Source organism: Pauljensenia hongkongensis (assembly GCF_001746855.1).
GTDB classification, from domain to species: Bacteria; Actinomycetota; Actinomycetes; order Actinomycetales; family Actinomycetaceae; genus Pauljensenia; species Pauljensenia hongkongensis.
On record NZ_CP017298.1, the window covers coordinates 1,250,645 to 1,252,686 of the forward strand.

Below are 2,042 nucleotides of genomic sequence, written 5' to 3' on the forward strand. Positions count from 1 at the left end.
GTGGGCGACGCCACGAAGACGCGGTTGCGCCTCATCTCCGCCTCGGCCAGCTGGGTCCTCATCCGGGCGCGCTCGGCCTCGAGGGCCTCGACCCGGCGCTCGAGCTCCAGGATGCGGCGGATCCCCTCGAGGTTGATGCCCTCGTCCTGGCTCATGCGCTGGACATCGCGCAGGCGCTGGATGTCCTGCTTCGTGTACCGCCTGCCCCGCCCTTTCGTGCGGGCCGGGGTCACCAGGCCGAGGCGGTCGTACTGGCGCAGGGTCTGCGGGTGCATGCCGGCCAGCTCGGCGGCGACCGAGATCACGAAGGTCACGGACTCCCCGCCCTGCCCTGAACGCCCGGCCATGGCCTACTCCTTCGCGGCTTCCAGCCAGGACTCGCGCGAGACGGGGCCGAGCGCCTCGGCGAGCCCCTCGACCGCCCTCTTCTGCTCGCGCGTGAGATCGGTGGGCACGTCGATGCGGATCCGGACCAGCAGGTCGCCGGGGCCCTTCTTGAGGGCGCAGCCCTTGCCCTTGAGGCGGATGGCCGTGTCCGCGTCCGATCCTGCGGGGATCCTCACACTCCGCGTGGACCCGTCCAGCATCGGGACGTCGGCCTTCGCCCCCAGCGCCGCCTCGGCGAAGGAGACGGGGACCGTCACCACGACGTCGTCGCCCTCCCGGGAGAACACCGGGTGCGGTTTCACCGCCACCGACACCTCGAGGTCGCCCGCGGGGCCGCCGTGGGCGCCGGGTTTGCCGTGCCCGGCCAGGCGGATCTTCTGCCCGTCCTTGATGCCCGCGGGGATGCGGACCTTGATGGTCTTCCCCGCGACCTTGATGGACAGCGTCGCGCCCTCGATTGCCTGGCGGAAGCTGATCGCCAGGTTCGCCTTGCGGTTCCCGCCCTTGGTGGGCTGGGGCCGCGACTGGGGACCGCGCCCCTGGCCGCCGTGGGCGCCGAAGGCACCGGCCCCGAACTGCGCGCCGCTCCCCTGGGCGCCCCCGCCCCCGAACAGGCCGGAGAGCAGGTCGTCCAGGTCGGCCCCGCCCGTCTGGAAACGGGCGCCGCCCCCACCGTAGCCCGTCGCCCGGGCGTTGAAGGCGCCGAAGAGATCCTCGAAACCGCCCGACGACCCGGCGGCGAAGCGCGCTCCGCCGCCGCCCATCGCCCGGATCGCGTCGTAGCGCTTGCGGTCCTCGTCGTTGGACAGGATCGCGTAGGCCTCGCCGATCTCCTTGAACTTGGCCTCGGCGGCCGCGTCCCCCGGATTCTGGTCCGGATGGTACGCGCGCGCCAGCTTGCGGTAGGCCTTCGTGATGGTCTTCTTGTCGGCGCCCTTATCGACGCCCAGGACTTTGTAGAAGTCCTTGGTCAGCCAATCTTGTTCACCCACGCCACGTCACCTCCTTCACAGGTTTGGCGTTCCACGGTTGTTCCACGCTCATTCAGGGTTGTTCACCAGTACCTTCGTGGCGCGGATGACCCTCTCGCCGCGTCGGTAGCCGGGCTGGAGCACCTTCCCGATGACGGGATGTTCCACACCGGCGTCCGTGGTGGCCATGAGCGCCTCGTGCAGCGCGGGGTCGAAGTCCTCGCCCGCCTCGCCGTAGCGCTCCAGCGCGAAGCGATTGCGCAGGGTGTCCTCCAGTTTCGTGGCGATGGCGGCGAAGGGGCCGCCGTCCAGGTCGCCGTGGTCGCGGGCGGCGCTGATGTCGTCGAGCACCCCGATGAGGGACTCGATGACCTCGTCCTGGCCCGCGGTCCTGTGCGCGGGGGCGGCCTCCTTCGAGCGCCGCACGTAGCCCGCGTACTCCTGGTTGAGGTTGTACAGGTCGGCGTTGGCGCGCGTCAACTGCTCCTCCACCGCGGCCACGCGCTCGAGCGCGTTGGCCAACTCAGAATCGCCCAGCTGCTCCTCGAAGGCACTCATGTCGTCCACAGCATCCTCCTCGCCGGATCCGCTGGCGGTGCTCCCGCCCTCGGGGTCCGAGGCGGGGGCGGAGCCCTCAGGGGCCGTTTCCCCGTCGGTCCCACGACCGGCGTCCGAGGCGGGGGC

The 2,042-nt window shown here is 71.2% G+C and carries 3 protein-coding genes; all 3 read right to left on the bottom strand.

Features of this window, described 5'->3' with window-relative positions; all coding sequences use genetic code 11:
* Positions 1-347: heat shock protein transcriptional repressor HspR (locus BH719_RS05200; protein ID WP_009743722.1), on the bottom strand; the 347-nt coding region annotated here is incomplete at its 3' end.
* Between the two features lie 3 nt (positions 348-350).
* Positions 351-1,379, bottom strand: coding sequence for a DnaJ C-terminal domain-containing protein (locus BH719_RS05205; protein ID WP_009743723.1), 1,029 nt, complete (start codon positions 1,377-1,379; stop codon positions 351-353).
* 48 nt (positions 1,380-1,427) lie between these two features.
* The coding region (locus tag BH719_RS05210) for a nucleotide exchange factor GrpE (RefSeq protein ID WP_009743724.1) at positions 1,428-2,042 on the bottom strand (615 nt) is incomplete at its 5' end.